The organism is Labrenzia sp. 011, from assembly GCF_003075075.1.
Lineage (GTDB): Bacteria > Pseudomonadota > Alphaproteobacteria > Rhizobiales > Stappiaceae > Roseibium.
Map to the genome: position 1 here is coordinate 26,230 of NZ_QCYM01000004.1, position 18,681 is coordinate 44,910.

Sequence of the window (18,681 nt, forward strand, 5' to 3'; positions counted from 1 at the left end):
CTTTATCCAGGAATAATCATCCCGCAACCAGGTACAAAAGCCTTCCATCAGGGCGGCTTATTTTCCCTGAAATCACGCGGGCCAAAAGCCACAGAACATTCCGGCAAAACCGGACAATTCCAAAGCCCTTCGCGAATCGCGACGGGCTTTTTGCGACTTGGATCGCTTCGCGGAAACAGGCACCGGCAGAACCAGGCAAGGCCCCGCTAGGCGAAGGAACGGGCGATGAGGTAGCTGACGGCGGTTATCACGAAAAGACTTCCGGTGATGCCTGAAAGCAGTCTGGGTCCCACTTTTAGCACCACACGCATATCTACGCTCAATCCAAGGCCGGTCATCGCGACGACGAAGAGAATATGGGATGCGCCTGAACTCGCGTTACTGAGTGTGGCCGGAACAAAACCCAGATTGGCCATCAGGGCTGCAATTAGAAACCCGGGCACGAACCATGGCACGACCTTCATCAAGAAGACCTGCGGCGCCGGTCTCCGGGGAGCCGGCTGCGCCCGGTTTCGCAACAGAACCGGGGCGATCAGCACGGCCGGGACCAGCATCAGGACCCGCAGCAGTTTTACTGTCGTGCCGATCTGGGCGCTGGCCAGGCTGACCGGCGCAGTTGCTGCCACCACTTGCGGCACGGCATAAACCGTCAGTCCGGCAAAGGTTCCGTATTGGAAATCGGACAGGCTCAGGTAGGGGGCGAGATAGGGCAGTCCGATGACGAAGAGAACTCCCAGAATTGCACTGAAACTGATGGCCGCTGCGACGTCTTCATTGCGCGCCTTGATGGCGGGGGCCACGGCGGCGATGGCGGCATTTCCGCATATGGAATTCCCGCAGGCGACCAGAATGGCCATTTCCTCCCCGATCCCGACCGCGCGGCAAATCGTGAAACAGGCCAGGATCATCCCGAGAACCAGAAGAAAGACGATGCCGACGAGTTCCAGCCCGCTTTCAATGAGGCCGCTGAAGTCAACGGTAAATCCGAGCAGAATGACGGCAATTTCCAGGATGCCCGAGGAGCTCAACCGGATGCCTTTCTCGACGGAGCTGTTGAGATGGAAGGCCGACCGGACGCAAATTCCAAGCAGGATCGCGCAGGTGAAGGGGTCCATGAACCGACTCCCGGCAAGCCACAGCTCAAGACGGTTGAGGCCAAGCGCGGCAGCCGCGAGCGAAACGCACAGAACAAGGCCTGGAAGGTGCTCTCGGCCCCTGATACGGTTCATTCGGCGAAGGCACGTTCGATGACGAATTCTGCTGGACGGTTGTTGGCGCCCTCGGTCAGACCGGCCTTTTCAAGAAGGTTCTTGGTATCCTTGAGCATGGCGGCCGATCCGCAGATCATGCCCCGGTCCGTTTCCGGGTCGAGAGGCGGTACCTTCAGATCCGAATAGAGCTTGCCGCTTTCCATCAGGTCGGTGATGCGGCCCATGCAGGGATAGTCTTCGCGGGTGACGGAGGTGTAGTGCCGCAATTTGCCCACATCGACCAGTTCGTTCAGCATATCGTCCGCACGGATCGTCTCGACCAGCTGCTGTCCATACTTGAGCTCGGCCACCTCGCGGCAGGTGTGTGTCAGGATCAGTTCGTCGAACTTCTCGTAGGTCTCCGGATCGCGGATGAGACTGGCGAAGGGGGCAATACCGGTTCCGGTCGAGAACATGTAGAGCCTTTTTCCGGGGATCAGCGCGTCGTTGACTAGCGTGCCGGTGGGCTTGCGCCGCATCAGGATGGCATCGCCTGCCCCGATATTCTGAAGGAGCGAAGTCAGGGGCCCATCGGGGACCTTGATGGAGAAAAATTCGAGCTCCTCGTCCCAGGCCGGACTTGCAATAGAATAGGCGCGGTAAAGTGGCTTGCCGTCGATCATCAGTCCAATCATCACGAATTCACCCGACCGGAACCGGAATTCGGACGGTCTGGTCATGCGAAAGCGGAACAGGTGGTCCGTGTAATGGGTGACTTCGGTCACCGTCTGCACAAAGGTTCCGGCGGGTGCGCAGGCGGACAGCTCTTCCGGGCGGGTCATGACATTCATGATCAAGGCTCCAACTAAAGATTTCCTGGGTCCGATTGACGGAGGCGTCAGACCGCTTCCACAACTGTTTCGCTCAAGAGGTCCAGCTTTCCCGGTTTTCCGTTCCATTCGTCGGCATCCGGGAGGGGCTCTATCCGCTCGGTAATCACCGGCCATTGCGCGGCAAGGCGGGCATTCAGCTCCAGCCACCTGGCCGCTTCCGGCTCCGTATCCGGCAGAATTGCTTCCGCCGGACATTCTGGCTCGCAGACGCCGCAGTCTATGCATTCGTCCGGATTGATGACGAGCATGTTCTCGCCCTCGTAGAAACAGTCGACTGGGCAGACCTCGACGCAGTCCGTGTACTTGCACTTGATGCAGTTGTCGGTGACGACAAATGTCATTGCGAGCTCCTCTTGGATTTCCAGTAGCGCCAGTCATGGCGGCGAATCCCGAAGCTGTCGGTCAACTAGTTGCTATTGCGGATTTTGGCCGTGTGGTCAGCTGGTCCCAGCGAGAGAGGGACCTGCAATGAAGACTGCTGAAATACAGCGGAATGATCCGCCGAGCCTGGACAACGGTGCTCGACCTGTGCCGCCACCGATCGAAGTCCGGCGGACATCCCAGAAAAAGGCCCTGGTCCTGACATGGGAGAACGGACAGGTATCGCAACTGTCCGCCCGGGTCCTGCGGGACAACAGCCAGTCTGCAGGCTCAAAGCGTCTGAGACTGCGTGGCCTGGATGTTCCTGCCTCGGATGACCTGACCATAGAGGCGATCAGACCCGTTGGTGCCTATGCACTCAATCTCGTTTTTTCGGATGGCCATGACCGGGGAATCTACCCCTGGTCGCTCCTGCGGGATCTCGTCGGCGGTGTGGAAACGCCCCCCACCGGCAAGGCGCCGGCAGTGGGCGCCGGACGCTTGCTGACGGTCGATGACTTTCTGATTGGCAATTAGTTGACCGACCCTGTTCGGCATTTGGACCTAGCCTCGTTCTCAAAGGCAAATATTTCCGGAGACAGATATGGACGACCTTCGTGAAGGATTGAATGAAGTCGAATGCGATCTATTGGTGATCGGCGGCGGGACCGCGGGGCCGATGGCCGCCTACAGGGCGCGGAAGAAAAATCCGAATGCCAAGGTCATCCTGCTGGAAAAGGCCAACGTCAAGCGGTCCGGGGCCATTTCCATGGGTATGGACGGACTGAACAACGCGGTCATTCCCGGCCACTCCACACCGGAGCAATATACCAAGGAAATCACCATCGCGAACGACGGTATCTGCGATCAGGCCGCTGTCTACAAGTACGCTCAGCAATGCTACTCGATCATCGAGGAACTGGACGGATTCGGCATTCGTTTCCAGAAGGACGAAAACGGCGAGTACGACGTCAAGAAGGTTCACCATATGGGAACCTACGTCCTGCCAATGCCGAACGGCGATACGGTGAAAAAGGCGCTCTATCGGCAACTTCGCCGTGCCCGGGTGCTGATCTCCAACCGCTTCATGGCAACCCGTCTTCTGATCGGCAAAAGCGGTCGGGCCGCCGGAACGATCGCCGTCAATACCAGGACGGGCGAGTTTCTCGTCATCAAGGCAAAGGCGGTCATCATGTGCATGGGCGCCGCGGGGCGCCTGGGGCTGCCGACGTCCGGTTATCTTTATGGCACATACGAGAACCCGACGAATTCCGGCGAAGGTTATGCGATGGCCTATCATGCGGGTGCGAAGCTGGCGAATCTCGAGTGCTTCCAGATCAATCCGCTGATCAAGGACTACAACGGCCCCGCCTGTGCCTATGTCGCCGGGCCGTTTGGTGGCTACACGGCCAACAGCAAGAACGAGCGCTTCATCGAGTGCGACTACTGGTCGGGCCAGATGATGCAGGAATTCTACAATGAACTGCAGTCCGGCAACGGGCCGGTCTTCCTCAAGCTCAATCACCTGCACAAGGATACGGCCGATCATATCGAGCACATCCTGCACACCGTGGAACGACCCAGCCGTGGCCGATTCCACGAGCAGCGCGGCACCAAATACTCCGAAAAGATGATCGAGATGCATATCTCCGAAATCGGCTTTTGTTCCGGTCATTCCGCGTCCGGCGTCTTCGTGGACGAGTTCGCACGCACTTCCGTTGCAGGGCTTTATGCGGCTGGAGACATGGCAAGTGTTCCGCACAACTACATGCTCGGCGCCTTCACCAATGGCGCAATCGCCGGCGAAGACGCGATCGACTTCGCAGAAGAAGTCGACTTCGATGACTTTGACAGCGAGGCCGTTGCGCTCGAGCGGGAACGGGTTCTCGCCCCGACCAGACGCGAGGACGGCATTCCGCCAAATCAGATCGAATACAAGACTCGCCGCCTTGTGAATGACTATCTTCAGCCGCCCAAGGTGACCGCGAAATATGAACTTTGTCAGCAGCGTCTGGCGGAAATCAGGGACGACCTGGAAAACCGCATGGTCGTCCGCGATGCTCACGAGCTGATGCGTTCCATGGAAGTCGCCAGCATTCTGGACTGTGCCGACATGGCGGCCTTTGCCTCGCTTTATCGCAAGGAGAGCCGCTGGGGGCTTTATCACTATCGTTCGGACTTTCCGGACTCCAATGACGAGGAGTGGAACTGCCACGTCATGCTGTCCAAGCAGAATGGCAGGATGACCTGCGAGAAACAGGCGGTTCAGCCTTACATCATCCCGATCGCGGACGATGAAAAGGATGCCTATTACAAGCAACGCATTACGGCGCAGGCCTGATCCCGGCGGAAGACAAGAAGGAGAAAGATAATGCCTCTGGCAAACACCCCCACTTCGGTTCCGGTAGAGGTCGATGAAGGCAAGTGCATCGCCGACAAGGGCTGCACCGTATGTGTCGATGTCTGCCCGCTCGACGTTCTGCGGATCAGTGACCTGACAGGCAAGGCCTACATGAAATACGACGAGTGCTGGTATTGCATGCCCTGTGAGGCGGACTGCCCGACCGACGCGGTTACCGTGAACATCCCGTATCTCCTGCGATAGGTGGACCTGATGGTATTCGAACCTTTTGAGGAAGAAAGCGATTTCGAGGAACTGGCGGAACGTCTGGACGATCCGGATCCGGCCATACGCCGTGTGGCCGTGTTGAATCTTGCAGATACCGCTGATCCCGAGGCGATCACCCTGATTGCGAGAGCGATCTCGGATTCGAGTCCGGAAGTGCGCCTTCAGGCGGCAATTGCTCTTGGTGAATTCGATGGGCTGGAAGCGGCAGCGGCCCTGTGCGAAGCCCTGCAGGATGGTGACAGCGGTGTGTCCAGAGCGGCAGCGGACAGCCTGGCGGAGATCAAGGATCCGCACGCGGGCGAACCCATGCTGGCGTTGACGTCACACCAGGACCCGAAAGTGCGCGAGGGTGCCCTTCTGGGGCTGAAGCAATTGCGTCGCCCTGATGCCCTGGCAAACGGCATCAAGGCAATGAATGACCCGGTTCCGGCAGTGCGCATTCAGGCGGTGGGTGTCGTCGGTTACCTGAAGGCCGAGGAGGCATTGCCAGCCCTGATTGCCGGATGCCGGGACGATGAACCGGAAGTCCGGCGGACGGCGGTTGGGGCTCTTGCCTTTTCGAAATCAGCCCATGCGGTTGAAGCGCTTGTCAATGCAACAGCTGATGACAACTGGACCGTCCGGGAAATCGCTGCGGAAGTTCTCGGCAAGCAGGACTCGGGAACACGGGCTTCCGAACTGATGGGCCTGCTGGAGGATCCATTCTGGCAGGTTCGGGTGAAGGCAGTGCGAAGTCTCGGGAAACTGCGCGTTTCGGCTGCCGTGGACAAGATCGCGACGCAACTTGACGAAACCGTCAGCAATCTGCGCAAGGAGGCTGCCGCGGCTCTTGGTGAAATTGCCGATCCGGCTGCATTGCCTTATCTGGAGAAGCTGGTCGATGACCCGGATCCCGATGTTCGAAAAAATGTACGTTGGGCATTGGGCCAAATAGGATAGTATTGCTGCAGAGCAGCAATTCTGGAGAGGTTGCGGGAGAGGTCCATCTTGGCCGGATTGGTAAAAGGGAACGGAATTCAGGACGAGCCTGAATATGCGGCGCGCATTGAGAATTGCGCGGGTGCAGCGGGCTCTGCCGCCAATGCTCCCAAATACCAGAAAATCGGCCATGACCTGATGAAAACCATACTGTCGGGCGGCTTTCCGGCCGGCAGTTATCTTCCGAGCGAGAGTTCGTTGATGCGCACCTACGGTGTCAGTCGTGTCACGATTCGGCTGGCTCTTGACGTGCTGCGGGAAGCCAACCTGGTGGTGGGGCATCAGGGCAAGGGGTATTTCATCCGCAATCTGCAGGCGGTGCAGGATCTGGGTCGTCTCCAGGGGTTCGGAGAGCTGATGGCGCCTCTCGGGGTTGAAACCCGTTCCGAGGTGCTTTCAGGTGACTTCGTCGCAGCGCCACCGGCGATCGCGACAGCGCTTGATCTGAAAAGAAATTCTGAAGTGGTGAAAATCCGGCGGCTCAGAATTGCTGCGGACGAGACCATGTCACTCGACGTCAGCTATTTCCCGAAAGACCTGGGGGCGGTGCTGCTGGAGCAGGATCTGGCGAATGTCGACGTGTTCACCCTCATCGAGAGCAATCTTGGTATTGAAATCGGTTTTGCCGACATTTCCATGACCGTGGTGCCGGCGGAGAGCGACGTTCAAAGGCAGCTCAACATGCAGCCCGGAGAGAGCGTGATCCGCATTGAACGCCTGACGTTCAGCGCTGCCGGGCGTCCGATCGATTTTGAATATCTGTATGTCCGTCCGGAAAGTTACAAGTTCAAGGTCAGGGTTCCGAGATGGTGAGGCTGAAGAGTCCGTTCTTGTAGCCAGGATGCGGGGCGGACGGGTTCAGAACTTTCTTGGTCGGACAGCTCTCTCCGGAAGTTGATAACATTATTTACTTGTAAGGCTCGGAGTTTAATGACTCCGGGCCGTTGCTTGTTCTCGGGCAGCTTCAAGAATTTCCCTGATAATAACTTTTCTTGGCGTGACTTGTATTAGGTCTTTCCGATATTTTGTGTTTATTGTGGTGGCAGTTGCTTGTTTGCTGAGCGAGTGAGCATGCCCGGTTTTGCGGCATGCATTTTCTGGAAATATTTTTCTGTCAATCAACATAAGTAAAAACAATGACTTATTAGTTTTTTGGATCTGTTTCCCGCGGAATTGGCACGCTGCTTGCGCATAAATGTTCGTCCTGAGATAGGCGGCAAACATTGAGGGGAATGATCATGAAACTTGCAAAACTTGCTCTAGGTTTAGGGTTGGGCCTGACGACGGCCCTATCGAGTTTCTCTGCTTTGGCAGAAACGATTACCATTGGCATCGGTCATCAGAGCACCGTCACGAACACGGTGCCTGGAGGCATCATTCTTGAGAAACTGGAACTTCTGCAAAAGCATCTGCCCACGACCGGAAAGTATGCCGACGCCGAGTATGAGGTCATCTACAAGGATTACACGTCCGGCCCTCCGATCACCAACCAGATGCTGGCCGGAAAGCTGGCCTTCGGTGTCATGGGTGACTACCCGTTGATCGTCAACGGGGCGAAATTCGAAGAGAGTGGATCGGAAGAAAGTCGGTTCATCGCCATCACAGGCTACAATCTCAAAGGGACGGGCAATGGTATCGTCGTGCCGGTTTCTTCAGATGTCTATTCCATCGACCAGCTGGCCGGCAAATCCGTGTCCACGCCAGTCGGCAGTGCGGCCTGGGGAATGTTGCTGAAGGTCCTTCGTGACAACGACCTGACCGACAAGGTCACCGTGGTCAACCAGTCACCGCCGGTCGGGGTCAACAACATCGCCCAGGGCAAGATCGGCGCGCATATCGATTTCTGTCCCTGGTCGGAAGTGATGGAGTTCCGTGGAACGGGCCGCAAGATCTACGACGGCAGCGAGGCTGGCATTCCAACGTTCCATGGTACGGTTGTCGCAACGAGCTTTGCGGAAAAGTACCCGGAAATCGTCCAGGCCTATGTCGATGCGACACTTGAAGCTCAGGAATGGATCGCCGCGGACCCGGTAACCGCTGCCGTCAAGGTTTCGGAATGGACGGGGATCGAGAAGGAAGTCCTGTATCTCTACTTCTCCAAGGGGGGCATCTCGACCTTCGAGGCATCCGTGAAGCCGCAATGGGTTGATGCCCTGAAGTACGACCACGACTTGCTGGTCAAGGAAAAGGGCATCCCGCCGCTGACTTTCGACAAGTGGGTCGACGAAACCTATGTCAAGGCTGCCTATGCCGCCAAGGGCGTGGATTACGACACGCTTGCCGCGACGGTTGTCGACACGAAAGAGGCCAATGTCGGCCTGCCGGTGGAGTTCTGGCACCCGCGTGACGGCATTCAGCAGTTCCAGACAATATCCGAGATGCTGAACGCCATCGCCGAGGTTGGAAACACGGGCTTCAAGCTCAATGCAATCTATGTCTACGACAAGCCGAGCGGCCTGAAACTCTTCGGCAACACCGCATTCTTCGTCAAATTCGGCGCGGACGAATATGCAGCCTTCATGCGCAAGGGGGATGCAGACGCCTTCGCCGCGGAAGCCGAAGGCGAGGTTCTCGACCTGCCGACCGCGGTCGCTGCGTACGTTCCGACCGAATAACAATGACACCAGGGATGCCGGGCTTTCGGCATCCCTTTTCGCCTGCAGCCGCACCGTTGGCGCATCGTGGCATCGAGGGAGAATGAGAATGACCATCAGTGGACAGAGTTCCAGTGCGTTGAAGGACGATCAAACGCCGCTCTCTGAACAGTCCTCCACACAGACAGAACAAGACGCCGGTGTTGCGGACGTGACCATCAACCGGAACCTGAACGAGGTTCTTCCTATCCGGAATGTCTTCGCATCTGCGGTGGCGATCATCAGGAAGCATGCTCTGCAGACGAGCATCAGCGTGATGTCCCTGGTCGTTGGAGTATATCTCTGGCATCTGGCCACGGCCTACAAGGTCGACCTGTACATCAACTTCCAGAATGTTCCGCCTCCGCTGAAAGTCTGGTCGGCGTTTTGGACCCATATGGGCCAGGCGGACTTCTACATTCACATGGCGGTTTCGATGCAACGCATCCTGACAGCCTATCTGACGGCAGCCGTTCTGGGCATCGTCATCGGCGTTCTCATGGGGCGTTCGAGGATCGCCCGGTCAGTGGTCTACCCCTATATCGAGATTCTGCGTCCGATTCCGGCCGTCGCCTGGATTCCTCTCGCCATCCTCATGTGGCCAACGGAAGAGGGGTCGATCGTGTTCATCACGTTATTGGGGGCATTGTTTCCGATTATCCTGAATACGCTTCACGGCGTCGAGCAGACCCCGGAAGTGCTCGTGCGCGCGGCAAAATCCCTGGGGGCCTCCAGGCTTCAGATCTTCCGGCATGTCATCCTGCCGGCTGCACTGCCATCAATTTCCGCGGGGCTTGCCATCGGGATGGGTGTGAGCTGGTTCTCGCTTCTGGCCGGCGAGATCATCTCGGGTCAATACGGCATCGGCTATTTCACTTGGGACGCCTATTCCCTGATCAACTTTCCCGACATCGTTGTCGGCATGTTGGTGATCGGCTGTCTCGGTACGCTTTCGACCTACGCCGTCAGGCTGGCGATGAAACCCTTTTTGGCATGGCAGAAGCGGTCACGCTGACCGGACACGCGCCCATCCGGTCAGGCTCCAGTCATGTCAACAATTCTCAACTGTTCAGAGAGGGGACAGTCATGAACACCCAGGTCGTCAATTTGAAGGAACACATCAATCCCAGGGACGGGCACCCGAAGAGTCCGGGTAGCGGTCATATCGTGATCGAAGATGTCGAGATCACTTTCGGCGCGGGCGCGGAACGGAACCATGCGGTGACGCGGACAAGTCTCGATATCAAACCCGGAGAGTTCGTTTGCATCCTCGGACCGTCCGGTTGCGGCAAATCCACCCTGCTCAACAGCATCGCGGGTTATGTCAGCCCGACCCACGGCAATGTGAGTGTCGATGACAGGAAGGTCGTGGGGCCAGGGCCGGACAGGGGAATGGTCTTCCAGCAATATTCCCTGTTTCCGTGGAAAACTATCCGCGACAACATTGCCTTCGGACCTAAGGTGGCTGGCCGCAGCACGGTGGAATGCGGCTCCATTGCGAACACCTTTCTGGAAATGGTGGGTCTGACAAAATTCGCCAACAAATATCCCGCCGAACTGTCCGGCGGCATGCAGCAGCGTGTCGGCATTGCCCGGGCGCTCGCCAATTATCCTTCTGTCCTGTTGATGGATGAACCCTTCGGTGCGCTCGATGCCCAGACACGTCTGGTCATGCAGGAAAACCTCCTGAACATCTGGGCGGATTTCGGGATTACCGTCGTCTTCGTCACCCACGACGTGGACGAGGCGATCTTTCTAGCCGACCGCGTTTTGATCATGAGCGCCAGCCCGGGGTCCGTGATTGCGGATCTGGAAGTGCCTCTGCCCCGCCCCCGGGATCCGGCCATGGCAATCTCGGAGGATTTTCTGGAGCTCAAGAAACTCTGCCTGGAGCGGATCAGGGCGGAAAGCACGAGGGCATTCGAGCAGCAGAATTCGTAATTGGGTCAATCAGAATTTTCAACCGGACGCGATGAGGGACGCATGAAACATATGTTGGCAGAAACCTCCACTTCTTCCAGGATGGATGCAGGCGAGCGCGACCGGGTTTCGGCGGTCTATTTGAGCGAGGAACTGGGCGATCTGGACGAAGGTGCAAATTTCCTGAACCGTCTCTCAGGTGCCGAATTGGAAGCCGCTTGCGCTGCCGGCAGTTCGTGCTCCTTTTCAAAGGGGGAGGGCGTGTTTTTCCAAGGAGACCAACACAACGGAATCTGGTTGATCGAGGAGGGAGCAGTGCGCACCTTCTATGTCGGGCCGTCGGGCCGGGAGATCACCCTGGCCTATTGGACGCCGGGTCACTTTATCGGCGGGCCGGAGGTGTTCGGCGGCGGGACACATATGTGGTCCGCTGATGCCCAGACGGATTCCCGTCTTCTCTATCTTACCGGCAGCAGCATCCGCCGGCTCGTGGATACCATTCCAAGCTTCGCGGTTTGCCTCATCAACGGCCTTGTCGCCAAGGGCAAATGCTATTCCGCGCTTGTGCAGATGCTGGGGACGCGCTCCGTCACCGAGCGCCTGGCCCAGCTGCTGATCATCCTGGGCGATACGCACGGACGACAGGAGGGTAACAGGCTGCTGATTGAACGAAAGATTACCCACGAACATCTGGCAACCATCGTCGGCTCCACCCGCCAGTGGGTAACGATGACCCTCGACAAGTTTCAGAAAAAGGGACTGATCACGATTGGGCGCTCACAGATCCGGATCGAGAACTACGAAATGCTCCAGAGCATGGCCTCCTGATCGCCGGTCGCGTTCGGGGCGGCAATTGTGGTGGGGTTATGCCGATGGCTTGTTGGGATACCCGGCCCTTCTCGATGCTGCCGGCCGTCCCCCCGACAATCTCCGGCATCATAAAAAGAATTAGATAATCCCGATCCAGCAGGTATCGTGCTCCTCAGGTTTTCGGCTGATACCTTGAGGGAACGAATGTGATGCAAGACTTTGTCCGGGCGATATTGGCAACGGCCATCCTGTTATCGCCATATGCCGGCGTTGCAACGGCGGAGGAAATGCCGCTTTTCGATGCGCATATCCATTACAGTCACGATGCGGTCAAACAGGTGCCGCCTCGTCAGGCGGCCAAGATCCTCCGCGACGCCGGGATAAGGAAAGCGCTTGTTTCGAGTTCCGACGATGACGGCACCCAGAAGCTCCATGAAGCGGCCCCGGATATCGTTGTGCCATCGCTGCGTCCCTACCGCCGCCGCGGCGAGACGCGTACGTGGGTGGATGACGAGAGCGTCATTGCCTACATCGAGGACCGTCTCTCGAGGTTCAAGTACAAGGCCATCGGAGAATTCCATGCCTATGGGAGCGATATCGACAAACCTGTCGTTCAGCGCATGATTGCCCTCGCGAAGGAAAACGGTCTTCTGCTTCATGCGCATTCGGATGCGGATGCGATCGATCGCATTTTCAGCACCTGGCCCGGGGCGAAGGTGCTCTGGGCGCATTCCGGCTTCGAGTCTGCGGAGGAGGTCGGACAGATGTTGGGCAAACACGAAAATCTCTGGAGTGATCTCGCTTTCCGCTCCGAGCACGGCAGTGGCGGCTCGGTGCCTGCCAACTGGCGCGCGGTGTTTGAGGCGTTTCCGGAACGTTTCATGATCGGAACGGACACATTTGCCCCGGAGCGCTGGTACTACATCAAGTCGCACGCGGATTTCTCCCGCGCCTGGCTGAAGGATCTGCCACAGGATCTGGCCCGGAACATCGGGTACAGCAACGCGGAACGCATGCTGGAGGCCGTGGGCCAGTGAGGAAGCGGGTCTGTCTTGCCGTCTGTCTTGCGATGGCCGTGCCGGCCTGTGCGCAGGCCGACTGTCCCGTGCCCGAAGGCTGGCTTGCCCTGCAGCCTGTCGGGGCGTCGGATGCGGTCGTTGCCGTTCAGCTGCCCTCAACGCCATTGCCGGTTGGAGAGCTGTTCGATATCGAGGTCAGCGTGTGCGATCCGCAGGACGGAAACCTGCCGCTTGCGAGGGCGGATGCCATGATGCCGGCGCACAGGCACGGAATGAACTATCGCCCCGAGATTGCGGGCCATGGTCCAAACCTTCATACGGTCAAGGGATTCATGTTTCACATGCCGGGAGCCTGGCAGATCAGCATTGAGCTGGGGGCGGTCGAACGGCAGCGTTTCGTTCTGGGCGTGACGGCGGAATGATCAGGTTTCGCCGTCTTCTGGCGGGCTTGCTGCTCTTCCTTGGTGCCGGCGCTGCAGGGGCGCAGGGCGTTCTGCTGGATCAGGGGGAAATTGACGCCGCCTTGTTGCACGGTCCGTGGCCGCCCCCCCGGACCGGCGACCCGAGCAACCGGGTTTCCGGCATCCCCGAGGCCATCGAGCTTGGCAGGATCCTGTTTTCAAGCCCGGCTCTGTCGTCCGGTGGCCGGCTCAGTTGCGCCAGTTGCCACGATCCTGACAACGGCTTCACGGACGGGCTCGAAACGGCAAGATCGCATGTCGGGCGGCTTGACCGGAACACGCAGGGTCTTTTCAATCTGGCAGGCATGCGCTGGTTCGGCTGGGACGGGCGCAGCGACAGTCTCTGGGCACAAAGCCTGTTGCCGATCATCCGCAGCGACGAGATGGCGCTCGATGTCGGCCAGATTGCGGACGCGCTGCAAGACGGACCGCTCCGCGAGCGCTATGAGGGCTTGTTCGGGCCGGCTGACAGTCAGGCGCCTGACCGGAATCTGGCAAATGTCGGCAAGGCGCTCGCCGCCTATATCGAAACGATCACGACCGGCAAGACACCTTTCGACAGGTTCCGGGATGCCCTGGAGGCCGGAGACCTGGAGGCTGCGGCCGCTTATCCGGAGGACGCCCAGCGTGGCTTCAGGATTTTTGCAGGCAAGGGCAAATGCACCTTCTGTCATGTCGGACCGTTGTTTTCCAACAGCGAATTTCACGATGCCGGTGTTCCCTATTTCGTCGAACCCACGCGGGTCGACACGGGGCGTCACGGCGGTATCGAGGCGCTTCTCGGCAGCCGGTTTACCTTGAGAGGCGCGTTTTCCGACGATCCGGCCAAGACGGGCGCATGGAAAGTGGAGCGACTGGTGCGGTCTCACGACGATTTCGGAACGTTTCGAACCCCGAGCCTGCGCGAGCTCACCAGGACCGCTCCATACATGCACAACGGCAGCCTTGCGACGTTACGCGATGTGGTGAACCATTACTCCACCATCGATCTGGAACGCATGCATACGGACGGCGAGGCAATTCTCGAGCCGCTGGATCTGTCAGAGCGGGAGACCGCCGATCTGGTTGCATTTCTGGAAAGCCTGTCCACACGGTAAACCGCCGATCGCCTTTCCGGCCGGCCGGGAATTTCAGCTTCGGTCTGTGGCGATCAGGTGCGGGAGGCGGGCGCGGAGCGCGATCGCCGGTCCCGGTTACAAACGGTTACACTTCAACAAACTCCGTTACTTGAATTGTAAGGCTTCCGATCGGATAGAAGGGTAAGGATGTTGGTGGGAGGCTCACTCCAGGATCAGTGAAAAGTTCAAATGAAACATCTCGCAAGTTTTCTTGCCGCTGCGATTCTGATCGCAGGCGTTTATGTCTACCAATTCGGTTTGCCATCCATTGCAGGGTTGCCGGGGCAGACTGCCGGGGTGTCTCAGGAGACCGCCAGGTCAGGCGCTGCGAATGCGCAGGGGCAACCTGCACGACGCGCTGCGGCGGGCGGTCCGGGAACAGGTGGTCCGGGCCCCGGCGGCCGCGGACGGGCCCAGGGGGCGACCTATGTGACCACGGCAGCCGTTGTCATGCAGCCCTATGCGGATGAGTACAGCGCGATCGGTACCGGTGTGGCGCAAAAGAGCGTCACATTGATTTCCGAAGTGTCCGGCCAGATCAGGGACGTGCTTTTCAAAGGCACGCCCTTTGTCTCAAAGGGGGATCTCCTGATTCAGCTCGATGACACGAGCGAACGGATCAACGTGGAAATCGCAAAGGCCAATCTGGTAAAGGCCCAGGACAGTCTGGAACGTTACCAGGCCCTTCAGAAGGTGAACAGCGGTGTGGTACCGCAGGTCACCATAAAGGAAGCGGAAGCCGCGCTCGCCATCGCCAAGGGCAATCTGGCACTTGCGGAGGAAGCCGTTAAGGACCTGGCCATCCGCGCACCGATAGACGGCAGACTGGGTCTGACCGAATTCGAGACCGGTGACTACCTGTCCAGCGGCAGCAAAATCGCCGAAATCAACAACACCGACACAATCCTTGTGAATTTCGAATTGCCCGAGCGCGCGATCTCCATCCTGAAGCTCGGCATGCCCGTGCGCGCGATCACGCTCTCGAAACCGGGGCAGGTGTTCGGTGGCGAGATTACCGCATTCGACAGTGTGATTGACGAAGCGACCCGGACAATCACGGTCAGGGCGGAAATCGACAACCCGGAAGGTCTGCTCTGGCCGGGCATGACATTCACCATTCACCTGGAAGAAGTCAGTGAGCCTGTCGCGTCCATTCCGGCCATGGCGATGACCTGGACACGCGAGGGCACCAGGGTCTGGGTCGAGGACGGAGGACGTGTCCAGCCCGTTCCTGTCGTTTTCCGAAAGCGGATCGATGACACGATCTGGGTGGAAGGTGACCTGAAACCGGGCACGAAGGTGGTTGTCGATGGCGTGCACAAGCTGCGCCCGGGGCTTCAGGTGCTGGTCGCCGGACCGGCGAGCGGAGACAATACCGCGTCGCTCGAGACCTGGCAGGGGGATCAGGCCGCCGGCGGGCAGGTCGCCCGGGCCAGGCTTGCGCAGGTTGTCCCGCCCGACGGGACGGTGCAGGAAACGGCCGGGCCGAAAGACGCGGATACCGTCCGATGAGCGCCGGGCACTCCTCATTCGGCGGCATGACACGTGTGTTCGTCAGCCGGCCCATTCTCGCGTTCGTTCTGAACCTTCTGATCATCATCGCCGGCCTTGCCGCCCTGATGGGGCTGGAAGTGCGCGAGATGCCCGATGTCGATCAGCCGTCCCTTTCCGTGCGCACCACGTATGATGGTGCCGCGGCGGATGTCGTCGACCGCGAGGTCACGTCTGTCCTCGAGGACGCCTTCGGCGCCCTTGACGGCGTCAAGGCGATATCGTCCACGTCGAGCTACGGGTACAGCAGGATCACGCTGGATCTGACCAGCAACACGGACGTGGATATTGCCGCGAATGAGGCGCGTGAAATCGTATCCCAGACGTCCCGGGATCTTCCGGACGACATCGATGAGCCGACGGTGCGCAAGAGCGATGCGGATGCCGACCCCATCATCCGGCTGTCCCTTTCCGGCAACCGGAGCATGGCGGAGCTCACCCTGCTTGCGGAAGGGCGCATTACGGACCGGTTGTCGTTGATCGAGGGCATTGCCGAGGTCACGATCACCGGCACCCAGGCGGATGAGTTCCGCATCACCGTCTTCATGCCCGCCCTGCTCTCACGCGGGCTGACACTGGAAGATGTCAGCACGACGCTTGAAACCCTGCGCAATGATTATGCGCTCGGTTCGGTCGACAGCGCCGCCAACACGACGGTTCTTCGCTCCGTCAGCCCGGATGTGACTGCGGAACTGATCGGCGGACTGCGGATCAATGCCACCACCCGTGTTTCCGATGTGGCACTGGTCCAGTTGACAGGCGAGGAAAGGGATGCCTACGCGCGGTCCAACGGCCGCCCGTCCATCGGTATCGATATCGTGCGCCAATCCGTCGGCAACACGCTGACGATCTCTCAGGAGGTGCGCCAGGCGGTTGAGGAACTGAAAACCCAGTTGCCGACCGATGTGACGCTGAACGTCATGACTGATGACGGCGTGTTCATCGAGGGTTCCATCAAGGAAGTGACGACCTCCATCCTCATGGCCATCGGCATCGTGATTGCCGTGATCTTCCTGTTCCTGCGTTCCTGGCGTGCCACGCTTATTCCGGCCGTGGCCATACCGGTCGCCCTCATCGGCACCCTGGGGGCAATCTGGCTGGTGGGTTTTTCCGTCAATACCATCAGTCTGCTTGCCCTGGTTCTCGCCAGCGGCATGGTTGTGGACGATGCGATCGTCGTGGTCGAAAACATCGTTCGCAGACGACATGAGGGCGAAGGCGCCCGCCTTGCGGCGGTGAACGGGTCGAACGAGGTTTTCTTCGCCGTCATTTCCACGACCGCCACGCTCGCTGCCGTCTTCATTCCCATTTCTTTCCTGCCCGGTCAGGCGGGAGGGGTTTTCTCCGAATTCGGATTTGTCCTCGCCTTCTGCGTGACGATATCCTCCGTCGTTGCCCTGACCCTGGTTCCCATGCTCGCATCGATACTGGATCCGGGAGGCAAGCGCTCGAACCGGCCGTCCGGGGAGGAGGGGAATGGGGCAGACGAAAAGGTGGGAACCGTAACCCGGGCCTTCCTGTGGCTCATCGACCAGTCGATCCGGCTGCCGCTTCTTACCATCGGCATTGCATTGACGATTGCCGTCTTTGCGATCGGGGCCTCGCAGAAACTGACGAGCACGCTGACCCCGCCGGAAGACCGCGGCACCTTTTTCACGATCGTGGCGGGTCCGGTCGGGGCGAACAACGATTACATGAGCGAGCAGGCCGCGCAGGTGGAGGCCATTCTGCAGCCATACCGGGAAAGCGGCGAAGTGGAAGCCGTCCTGTCCCTGATCGGCAGGGGCGGCGGGACCACCGCATTCGTGATCGTCCGTCTGGCCGACTGGTCGGCGCGTGAGCGGTCCCAGCAGGAAATCGGTGCTGACCTGAACCGTGATCTGGCGCAGGTGCCGGGTGTCCGGATCCTGCTGCGTTCTCCCAATTCTCTCGGTATTCGCGGGGGCGGTTCGGGACTGAAATTCGCGGTGACCGGCAATGATTACGGCCGTCTTGAAGCCGGTGCCGCCGAACTGATTGCCGCGATGCAGGATGATCCGGTCTTTACCAATCCGCAACTGGCGGAGAACGATACCTCCCCTCAGATCAGCGTCGATATCGATCGGGACCGGGCCCTGGAGCTCGGCATCGAGCCGGAGACGATCGCCGACATGATCTCGGCGGTTACCGAGGGTCTGACGGCGACTTCCGTGTATCTCAACGGCGAGGAGGTCGATCTTATGATCCGGGTGGGCGGGAAGCCTGTGGACGACGATGGGGACCTGGAGCGCGTGTTTGCGCGAACCGATGACGGAAGCATCATCCCGTTGTCGTCGGTAACGCACTTTTCCACCGAACTGGCCCAATCGTCCTATGCGCGTGAAAACGGTTCGCTTGCGATCTCGATCAATGCGAACCTGCCTCCGGACGTGAGCCTGGGTACGGCTGTCGCGCGAATGAACGAACTTGCGGCGGATATCCTGCCTGACGGCGTGGGCGTCACGCTGCTCGGGGAGGCGGCGGAGCTGGAATCCGGCAAGTCCGGAACCTACGCCATCTTTGCCATCGCCGGACTGATCGTCCTGCTGGTGCTTGCCGCCCAGTTCGAGAGCTTCGTCAGCGCCACCATCATAATGCTCACGGTGCCCTTCGGTCTGGCGGCTGCCATGATGGCGATCACCCTCAGTGGAGGGACGCTGAACTATTACAGTCAGATAGGTCTGGTGATGCTGATCGGCGTGATGGCGAAGAACGGTATCCTGATCGTCGAGTTTGCCGATCTCCTGCGGGAGAAGGGGCAGGATATCGACAGCGCCATCCGCAACGCGGTCAGGCTCCGTCTCCGGCCTGTCATGATGACCATGGTCTCCACTGTCTTCGGTGGATTGCCGCTCATCCTGACGTCCGGTGCCGGGGCGGAAGCGCGGATTGCCGTCGGCTGGGTTGTCGTTGGCGGTCTCGGATTTGCCACCATTTTCACGCTGTTTCTCACGCCGGTGCTCTATCGGTGGATCGCGCCTCTGGGCGGTGCGCCCGGCGCGGCACACAGGAAGCTGCTGGCCGAAGTCGGGCAACCGGCTGAAATCAGTGCCTGAGCAGGCGTGAACCGCTCCAGATCCGGGTGCCGGTCGATTGCGACC

General features: G+C 59.2%; 17 protein-coding genes. 14 read left to right on the plus strand and 3 right to left on the minus strand.

The window, feature by feature from the left end; genetic code table 11:
- Nucleotides 1-206: 206 nt before the first annotated feature.
- From DCO57_RS06305 to fdxA, 3 genes are read right to left on the minus strand one after another with little or no spacing between them, the layout of a single operon-like run.
- Entirely contained in the window at nt 207-1,229 is a 1,023-nt protein-coding gene (locus DCO57_RS06305) for a putative sulfate exporter family transporter (RefSeq protein WP_116698029.1), read from the minus strand.
- On the minus strand, nt 1,226-2,041 hold the full coding sequence (locus DCO57_RS06310; RefSeq protein WP_116698225.1) for a ferredoxin--NADP reductase: 816 nt from the start codon (nt 2,039-2,041) through the stop codon (nt 1,226-1,228). Before DCO57_RS06310 ends, DCO57_RS06305 begins: the two co-directional genes overlap by 4 nt.
- 47 nt (nt 2,042-2,088) lie before the next feature.
- Nucleotides 2,089-2,424: a ferredoxin FdxA gene (fdxA, locus tag DCO57_RS06315; protein ID WP_116698030.1), complete on the minus strand. Its 336-nt coding sequence runs from the start codon at nt 2,422-2,424 to the stop codon at nt 2,089-2,091.
- A 127-nt stretch (nt 2,425-2,551) separates the two neighbouring features.
- On the opposite strand from fdxA, the gene DCO57_RS06320 reads away from it, so the two are divergent.
- From DCO57_RS06320 to DCO57_RS06385, 14 genes are all read left to right on the plus strand, one after another.
- The gene (locus tag DCO57_RS06320; RefSeq protein WP_116698031.1) at nt 2,552-2,980 is read left to right on the plus strand and encodes a DUF971 domain-containing protein; all 429 of its coding nucleotides are present in this window, start codon (nt 2,552-2,554) and stop codon (nt 2,978-2,980) included.
- A gap of 67 nt (nt 2,981-3,047) precedes the next feature.
- Nucleotides 3,048-4,784 carry a fumarate reductase/succinate dehydrogenase flavoprotein subunit gene (locus tag DCO57_RS06325; RefSeq protein ID WP_116698032.1) on the plus strand — a complete coding sequence of 579 codons (1,737 nt, stop codon included), beginning with the start codon at nt 3,048-3,050 and terminating at the stop codon, nt 4,782-4,784.
- Between the two features lie 30 nt (nt 4,785-4,814).
- Nucleotides 4,815-5,048, plus strand: coding sequence for a ferredoxin family protein (locus DCO57_RS06330; RefSeq protein WP_116698033.1), 234 nt, complete (start codon nt 4,815-4,817; stop codon nt 5,046-5,048).
- 9 nt (nt 5,049-5,057) lie between these two features.
- Nucleotides 5,058-6,011 carry a HEAT repeat domain-containing protein gene (locus tag DCO57_RS06335; protein WP_116698226.1) on the plus strand — a complete coding sequence of 318 codons (954 nt, stop codon included), beginning with the start codon at nt 5,058-5,060 and terminating at the stop codon, nt 6,009-6,011.
- A gap of 48 nt (nt 6,012-6,059) precedes the next feature.
- A complete protein-coding gene (locus DCO57_RS06340; RefSeq protein WP_244287890.1) occupies nt 6,060-6,863 on the plus strand; it encodes a GntR family transcriptional regulator in 804 nt (267 codons plus the stop codon).
- Between the two features lie 425 nt (nt 6,864-7,288).
- Nucleotides 7,289-8,665, plus strand: coding sequence for an ABC transporter substrate-binding protein (locus DCO57_RS06345; RefSeq protein WP_116698228.1), 1,377 nt, complete (start codon nt 7,289-7,291; stop codon nt 8,663-8,665).
- Nucleotides 8,666-8,753: 88 nt separating this feature from the next.
- Complete coding sequence (locus tag DCO57_RS06350; RefSeq protein ID WP_116698034.1) at nt 8,754-9,698, plus strand: ABC transporter permease; 945 nt, start codon at nt 8,754-8,756, stop codon at nt 9,696-9,698.
- Nucleotides 9,699-9,769: 71 nt separating this feature from the next.
- On the plus strand, nt 9,770-10,624 hold the full coding sequence (locus DCO57_RS06355) for an ABC transporter ATP-binding protein (protein WP_116698229.1): 855 nt from the start codon (nt 9,770-9,772) through the stop codon (nt 10,622-10,624).
- 42 nt (nt 10,625-10,666) lie between these two features.
- Nucleotides 10,667-11,431: a Crp/Fnr family transcriptional regulator gene (locus tag DCO57_RS06360; RefSeq protein WP_244287891.1), complete on the plus strand. Its 765-nt coding sequence runs from the start codon at nt 10,667-10,669 to the stop codon at nt 11,429-11,431.
- Between the two features lie 191 nt (nt 11,432-11,622).
- Nucleotides 11,623-12,450, plus strand: coding sequence for an amidohydrolase family protein (locus DCO57_RS06365; protein WP_208977835.1), 828 nt, complete (start codon nt 11,623-11,625; stop codon nt 12,448-12,450).
- Entirely contained in the window at nt 12,447-12,854 is a 408-nt protein-coding gene (locus tag DCO57_RS06370) for a hypothetical protein (RefSeq protein WP_133192635.1), read from the plus strand. Before DCO57_RS06365 ends, DCO57_RS06370 begins: the two co-directional genes overlap by 4 nt.
- On the plus strand, nt 12,851-13,990 hold the full coding sequence (locus tag DCO57_RS06375) for a cytochrome c peroxidase (protein WP_116698037.1): 1,140 nt from the start codon (nt 12,851-12,853) through the stop codon (nt 13,988-13,990). The genes DCO57_RS06370 and DCO57_RS06375 overlap by 4 nt, the downstream gene beginning before the upstream one ends.
- Nucleotides 13,991-14,200: 210 nt before the next feature.
- Nucleotides 14,201-15,523, plus strand: coding sequence for an efflux RND transporter periplasmic adaptor subunit (locus DCO57_RS06380; protein ID WP_116698038.1), 1,323 nt, complete (start codon nt 14,201-14,203; stop codon nt 15,521-15,523).
- The gene (locus tag DCO57_RS06385; RefSeq protein ID WP_116698039.1) at nt 15,520-18,636 is read left to right on the plus strand and encodes an efflux RND transporter permease subunit; all 3,117 of its coding nucleotides are present in this window, start codon (nt 15,520-15,522) and stop codon (nt 18,634-18,636) included. The genes DCO57_RS06380 and DCO57_RS06385 overlap by 4 nt, the downstream gene beginning before the upstream one ends.
- The last annotated feature ends 45 nt before the right edge of the window (nt 18,637-18,681 follow it).

Bases quoted from the DNA above. Each gene is read 5' to 3' on its own strand.
- DCO57_RS06305 (WP_116698029.1), bottom strand. From the start codon at position 1,229: ATGAACCGTATCAGGGGCCGAGAGCACCTTCCAGGCCTTGTTCTGTGC.
- DCO57_RS06310 (WP_116698225.1), bottom strand. From the start codon at position 2,041: ATGAATGTCATGACCCGCCCGGAAGAGCTGTCCGCCTGCGCACCCGCC.
- fdxA (WP_116698030.1), bottom strand. From the start codon at position 2,424: ATGACATTTGTCGTCACCGACAACTGCATCAAGTGCAAGTACACGGAC.
- DCO57_RS06320 (WP_116698031.1), top strand. From the start codon at position 2,552: ATGAAGACTGCTGAAATACAGCGGAATGATCCGCCGAGCCTGGACAAC.
- DCO57_RS06325 (WP_116698032.1), top strand. From the start codon at position 3,048: ATGGACGACCTTCGTGAAGGATTGAATGAAGTCGAATGCGATCTATTG.
- DCO57_RS06330 (WP_116698033.1), top strand. From the start codon at position 4,815: ATGCCTCTGGCAAACACCCCCACTTCGGTTCCGGTAGAGGTCGATGAA.
- DCO57_RS06335 (WP_116698226.1), top strand. From the start codon at position 5,058: ATGGTATTCGAACCTTTTGAGGAAGAAAGCGATTTCGAGGAACTGGCG.
- DCO57_RS06345 (WP_116698228.1), top strand. From the start codon at position 7,289: ATGAAACTTGCAAAACTTGCTCTAGGTTTAGGGTTGGGCCTGACGACG.
- DCO57_RS06350 (WP_116698034.1), top strand. From the start codon at position 8,754: ATGACCATCAGTGGACAGAGTTCCAGTGCGTTGAAGGACGATCAAACG.
- DCO57_RS06355 (WP_116698229.1), top strand. From the start codon at position 9,770: ATGAACACCCAGGTCGTCAATTTGAAGGAACACATCAATCCCAGGGAC.
- DCO57_RS06360 (WP_244287891.1), top strand. From the start codon at position 10,667: ATGAAACATATGTTGGCAGAAACCTCCACTTCTTCCAGGATGGATGCA.
- DCO57_RS06365 (WP_208977835.1), top strand. From the start codon at position 11,623: ATGCAAGACTTTGTCCGGGCGATATTGGCAACGGCCATCCTGTTATCG.
- DCO57_RS06375 (WP_116698037.1), top strand. From the start codon at position 12,851: ATGATCAGGTTTCGCCGTCTTCTGGCGGGCTTGCTGCTCTTCCTTGGT.
- DCO57_RS06380 (WP_116698038.1), top strand. From the start codon at position 14,201: ATGAAACATCTCGCAAGTTTTCTTGCCGCTGCGATTCTGATCGCAGGC.
- DCO57_RS06385 (WP_116698039.1), top strand. From the start codon at position 15,520: ATGAGCGCCGGGCACTCCTCATTCGGCGGCATGACACGTGTGTTCGTC.